Annotated in this window: 4 protein-coding genes; 3 read left to right on the top strand and 1 reads right to left on the bottom strand. The window is 71.5% G+C overall.

Annotated elements, in window-relative coordinates:
• From JHC36_RS04055 to JHC36_RS04045, 3 genes are all read left to right on the top strand, one after another.
• Positions 1–562 (top strand): nucleotidyl cyclase domain-containing protein (locus JHC36_RS04055; protein WP_503006841.1); only part of this gene is annotated, 562 nt, incomplete at its 5' end.
• A 12-nt stretch (positions 563–574) separates the two neighbouring features.
• Complete coding sequence (locus tag JHC36_RS04050; protein WP_287916183.1) at positions 575–3,988, top strand: response regulator; 3,414 nt, start codon at positions 575–577, stop codon at positions 3,986–3,988.
• A gap of 30 nt (positions 3,989–4,018) precedes the next feature.
• Positions 4,019–4,669, top strand: a complete 651-nt coding sequence (locus JHC36_RS04045) for a histidine phosphatase family protein (protein WP_287916185.1) — start codon at positions 4,019–4,021, stop codon at positions 4,667–4,669.
• A 118-nt stretch (positions 4,670–4,787) separates the two neighbouring features.
• On the opposite strand, the gene JHC36_RS04040 is transcribed toward JHC36_RS04045, so the two are convergent.
• Entirely contained in the window at positions 4,788–5,378 is a 591-nt protein-coding gene (locus JHC36_RS04040; RefSeq protein WP_287916180.1) for a DUF4124 domain-containing protein, read from the bottom strand.
• Positions 5,379–5,620 lie beyond the last annotated feature (242 nt).

Raw genomic sequence — 5,620 nt, 5'->3', positions numbered from 1 at the left:
GGTGTTTCCCGAGCTGGCCCAGGCACTCACACCGGATGAGCTCACCGGTCTGGTCAAGCGTTTCTACGGCAGCGCAGGCGATACGGTCTATCTCTTCGGTGCCCGCTCGATGCAGTTCGGCGGCGAAGGCCTGCTCGCCATTTTTGCCGACACGTCCGACACCGAATCGGTCAGCCACAGCCTGCGTGCCGCGCGCTCGGCGTTGGGCCTGGCCAGCGCGACCCATTCCATAACCCAGCACCTGCAAACCCTCGGCAGCGGCCGGCGCGCGCTGCCCGCGTTCACCGTCGCCATGGCCTTGCACCACGGCCCAGTCACGCTCGCGCGGCTCAAAGACCCGCTGCACGACGCGGTCGGCCAGCTGCTGCCGGTGGGCGAGACCACGGTCACGGCGATGCAGTTGCAGCGCCAAGCCCAGGCCCTGGGCTGGCCGATTGCGGCGAGCATTTCGACCGTGCGTCACATTGCCGGCGCAGTTCGCACCGGCCGGCGCGGTCTGGTGAGACTGCCCGGCCGCCCCGCGCCGTTCGACGCGGTCGAGCTCGTCGCGCTGACGCGTTGAAGGCCGATTGCCATGGCCCGTGCCCCTTTGCGTCGCTTCTCGCTGCGCTGGCTGCTGACCGCGAGCCTGGTTCTGTTCGCCGTGGTGCCCGCGACGCTCGCGACCTGGCTCATGGCACGGGCGGGGACGCAAGCGACGGGGGAACTCGCCGGCACGCTGCTCGGGCGCATCGCCGACCGGGTGCAACTCGGCACCGAGGATTTGCTGCGTCGCGCGCCCGACGCGCTCAACGCCCTGCTCGGTGAGCGTCCGAGCGCCGAGGAAGTGGCACGCGCCCGCGCCTGGCTCGACGACCCGCGGGACTTCGAAGCCATGGCCTTTGCGCTGACCCGCCAGTCGGGCGACGTTCCGGCGCTCTATTTCGGCACGCAGCGGGGGGCTTATCTGTCGGTCGAAACCCGCGAGGGCCACACCCGGATCCACGAGCGCGCCGCCGACGGCGTGGGCCGCCGTTCCTTCGACGTCCAGCATCCGGGCGACCGCGGCCGCGCGGCGATGATCGAGCCGCAAAGCTTCGAACCCCGCACCCGCGGCTGGTACCAGCGCGCGGTGGACGCCAAAGGCCGGGTGTTTTCGCCGGTGGAGCTGGTGGACGGCGAGCCGCGGGTCACGCTGTCCCAGCCGGTGTATGCCGAAGACCAAAGCGTGGCCGGCGTGTTTGCGGCCGATCTGCGCCTGGGCCGTCTTGCCGACAGCCTGCGCACCCAGCGCATGAGCGCCCACGGGGCGGCCTTCGTGATGGACGAGCGCGGTCAACTCCTGGCGGGCTCGGCGGGCGACTCCTTGCTGCGCCTGGCCGACGGCCGGGCCTCGCTGCGCAGCCCGGCCGAGAGCGCCAACGCGGTGATCCGCGACGCCCATACCGCGTGGCAGGCCCTGCGTGCGCGCCAGAGTGCCGACAACGTCGCCCTCGACACCGCGGTGCAGCGCGTGCCGGCCGCGGCGGGCCCCTTGCTGATGGTGCAGCGCCCCTTTGGCCAGGACTGGGGACTGCACTGGGTGTTGGTGGTGGCCGCACCCGAGACCGACTTCACCGCCGGGCTGCTGCGCGCGCGCGACGCCTCGCTCGCGCTCACGGCCGGGGTGGGCGTGCTGGGCCTGCTCGCCGCGTGGTGGCTGGCGCGCCGGCTGGCCGGGCGGCTCGAGCAACTGGGTGACTCGGCCCGCTCGATCGGCGAAGGCGTGGTGCCCGCGGTAGACACGGCCACCCGCATCCGCGAGGTGCATGCGCTCTCGACCGTGCTGCACGACAGCGCCGCGCAGATCGAGCGCTACCGCCAGCAGGTGGCGCGGGACGCGCGGCAGTTGCAGCAGGCCAACGAGACGCTCGAAGCGCGCGTGGCCGAGCGGACGGCCGAGCTGGCCGCCTCGCGCGAGGAGGCGCTGGCAGCGGCGCAGGCCAAGGCCGCCTTCCTCGCGACGATGAGCCACGAGATCCGCACCCCGCTCAATGGCGTGGTCGGCATGAGCACGCTGCTGGCCGAGACCGCGCTCGACGCCGAACAGCGCGACTATCTGCAGACCATCCGGCTCTCTAGCGACCAGCTGCTCTCGGTCATCAACGACATCCTCGATTTCTCCAAAATCGAGTCGGGCAAGCTCGAACTCGAGGCCGAGCCTCTCGCGCTGCGCACCGCCGTCGAGGAAGCCTGCGACATCGCCGCCCCACGGGCCCGCGAGAAAGGCATCGAACTGCTGATCGACATGCCCGACCCGGCACCCGGGCAGATGCCCGAGGCCATCGTGGGCGATGTGACGCGGCTGCGACAGGTGCTGATCAACCTCGTGAACAACGCGGTGAAGTTCACGCCCAAGGGCGAAGTCGCCGTGCATGTGCGCCCGCGCGGCGCCCCCGATGCCCAGGGACGCGTCACGATCGAGTTCCGCATCACCGACACCGGCATCGGCATTCCCGAGGATCGCATCGGCACCCTGTTCCAGGCCTTCACGCAGGCCGACGCCTCGACCACGCGCAAGTACGGCGGCACCGGGCTGGGCCTGGCGATCTGCCAGCGGCTGGTCGCGCTCATGGGCGGCGAGATCGGGGTCGAGAGCACGCCGGGCCAGGGGTCGAGCTTCTGGTTCACCGTGGTCGCACCGGTCACCACGCTCGACCGGCCCAACGGCGCGCTCGCTGCAACCCGGCTTCAGGGCTGCCGCGCGCTGATCGTCGACGACAACCCCACCAATTTGCGTCTGTTGCGGCGCCAGCTCGAACACTGGGGGCTGGAGGTGGAGAGCGCCGAATCCGCCGGCGAAGCCTTGCGCCTGCTCGAAGCCGCCGCGGTGCCCGGGGCGGGCGCTGGGGGAGACGACGCCCATGCGAGCAAGCCGCGCTGGCTGCCCGACCTCATCATCACCGACATGCACATGCCGGAAATGGACGGGGTGGACTTTGCCCGCGCGCTGCGTGCCCAGCCGCTCGGCGAGGGGCTGTCGCTGGTGCTGCTCAGCTCCGGTTACCTGCCCGCCAGCGACGAGGCGGCGCGGCTGTTCGACGCGCGGCTGCTCAAACCCGCTCGGCAGACGCAGCTGTTCGAGACGCTGGTGCGCTGCCTCTCGTCGGACACGCTCGCCGAAGGCGCACAGGCGCGGCGCGTGGACGAACCCAAGCCGCGCGGCACGGTGCTGGTGGCCGACGACAACCCGGTCAACCTCAAGGTGGCCCGCGCGATGCTGAGCCGGCTGGGGTTTGCGGTGCGCACCGCCGATGATGGCCACGAGGCGGTTGCGGCCGTAGCCGAGGCGATCACACAGGGCGAAACGCTCGTCGCGGTGTTGATGGACATGAACATGCCGCAGATGGACGGGCTCGAGGCCACGCGCGAGATCCTCGCCCGCTGGGGGGAGCGTGCGCCACCCATCCTGGCATTGACCGCCGCCGTGCTGCCCGAAGACCAGGCGCGCTGTGCCGAGGCCGGCATGGTCGATTACCTCAACAAGCCCTTGCAGGTGGCTGCACTCGCGCGGGCGCTCGAACGCTGGGCCCGCTCTGATGCCGCCGGGCGCACCAACACCACCGAGCCGTCTGGGCCCGCCGAACCCGGCGCCATGGCGGCCAGCGACCTGCCGGTGCTGGATGGAAGTCGGCTCGAGGAATTCCGCGAGTTCGACGACGAGGCGCAGACCCTGACGCGCGAAGTCGTGCGGCTGTTCCTCGACACGCTGCCGCAGCGGCTCGCCGACATCGATGCCGCCCTCGCTGCGGCGCGGGCCGAGGCGCTGTGCACCGCCGCCCATGCGCTCAAAGGAGCGGCCAGCAACATCGGGGCGCTGGCCTTGCAGCAAGCCTGCGCGGAACTGGAGTCGGTGGCTCAAACCGGGGCCTTGCCCGAAAATGCCGCCGCCGTGTCCACGCGCCTCGCGGCCCTTGCGCAAGCAACACGCCAGGCGCTGGCGACCTGGCAAACGCCGCCGTGCCCCTAACCTCCGCCCCGACCGACTCTTGCCATGCCCTTGAACATGACCCGCATCCTCGCCATCCGCCACGGCGAAACCGCCTGGAATGTGGACACGCGCATCCAGGGCCATCTCGACATTGCGCTCAACGACACCGGGCGCGGCCAAGCGGCGCGGCTGGCGCGCGCCCTTGCCGCACGCGGCGAGCCGCTGGCCGCCGTCTACAGCAGCGACCTGCAACGCGCCTGGGACACCGCGCGTGCGCTGGCCGAGGCCACCGGCGCACCGCTGGTGCCGCACACCGGGCTGCGCGAGCGGCATTTCGGGCGGCTGCAAGGGCTGACCTACGCCGACATTGCTGCTCGGCACCCCGAAGACGCCCAGCGCTGGCGCATGCGCGACCCGCATTGGGTGCCCGAGGGCGGCGAGTCGCTGCATGCGCTGCACCAGCGGGTGCTGCAGACCGTGCATGCGCTGGCCGCGGCGCATCCGGGCGAACAAATCGCCATCGTCTCGCACGGCGGCGTGCTCGACAGCCTCTACCGCGCCGCCGTGGGCATCGAGCTGTCCGCGCCGCGCACCTGGAAAATCACCAACACCGCGGTGCACCGCTTCCTGCGCTCGGGTGAAGCGCTCACGCTGCTGGCCTGGGGCGACACCAGCCATCTGGACGAGGCGGATGCGGTGCTCGACGAGCGCGCGGGCTGAGAGGCTGAGCGCAGCGACCGAAGGCAAGGCCGAACCCGTCCCGCGGGCGCCGCGCATCGCGCGAACTTCTTCGGCGTTGCCCGAAGCTCCCCAGCCCGGCGCCTTGGGCGTTGCGCCTTCAGCGCGGCAACCGTTCCACTTCGGCACGCGGGTAGCGCCGGCCGCGGACGTCGTAGCAATAGAGCGCGTCGCAGTGCGTGATGGCGATCGGGCCGACCGGCATGGGCTGGGCGTGGCGACGCGGCAGCGGGGGCGGAGGCGGGTCGGGCAGCAGGTCCATCTGGGTGCCGCACGCGGCGTTCATGGCGGCGATTTGGGCGTTCATGCGCGCGCGCTTTTCCTCGTCGGGCAGCGTGCGGATGCTGGAGACGAACTCGAGTTCCTTCTTTGCGGCGCGGCATTCGGTGCTTTGACTGCGGTCCGGCGGCATGGGTGCGGCTTCGGCGGCACGGCGCTCCGCTTCGGCTGCGCGCGACGCCGCCTGTTCGCGCTCTAGGCGCGCGCGCGCCGCCTCGGCCGCGCGGGCGTCGGCCTCGACCTGCGCCGGGGTCCGTGCCGACTCGACCAGCCGCGCGCTTTGGCCGCTGGGACAAGGGGCGTCGGCATACACGGTCTTGCCCGCGGCATCGGTGCAGCGCCAGACCTGAGCCGACGCCGTGACAGCCAGGCAAGAGCCCAAAGCGAGGAGAACGGCAAAGCGGTGTTTCATGGGGGCAAAGAGGGCGACGCGCAGCCTGCACAACGCACCATGGTACGCCGCGGATGACCTGCGGGGCGGAACCCGCGCGCCCGGCGCGGAGTACTTCTGGCAAGGCCGAACGGATCGCTCCGGGGCTGCGCATCCCCGGAACGCTGCCCGGGTCGCCTTGGGTTTTCCCGCTTGCGGGCCGCAGCCGCCCTGCGCACCATGCGCGCCATGAACCCGAGCCAGATCATCGTTCTTGCCACGCC

Source organism: Tibeticola sp. (assembly GCF_022759015.1).
Taxonomy (GTDB): domain Bacteria; phylum Pseudomonadota; class Gammaproteobacteria; order Burkholderiales; family Burkholderiaceae_C; genus Tibeticola; species Tibeticola sediminis.
The sequence above is the reverse complement of the archived record's forward strand: the minus strand, read 5'-3'. Positions and strand labels throughout refer to the sequence as shown.

Excerpts from the sequence above, each read along its gene's own strand:
- JHC36_RS04050 (WP_287916183.1), top strand. The coding sequence starts at position 575 with ATGGCCCGTGCCCCTTTGCGTCGCTTCTCGCTGCGCTGGCTGCTGACC.
- JHC36_RS04040 (WP_287916180.1), bottom strand. The coding sequence starts at position 5,378 with ATGAAACACCGCTTTGCCGTTCTCCTCGCTTTGGGCTCTTGCCTGGCT.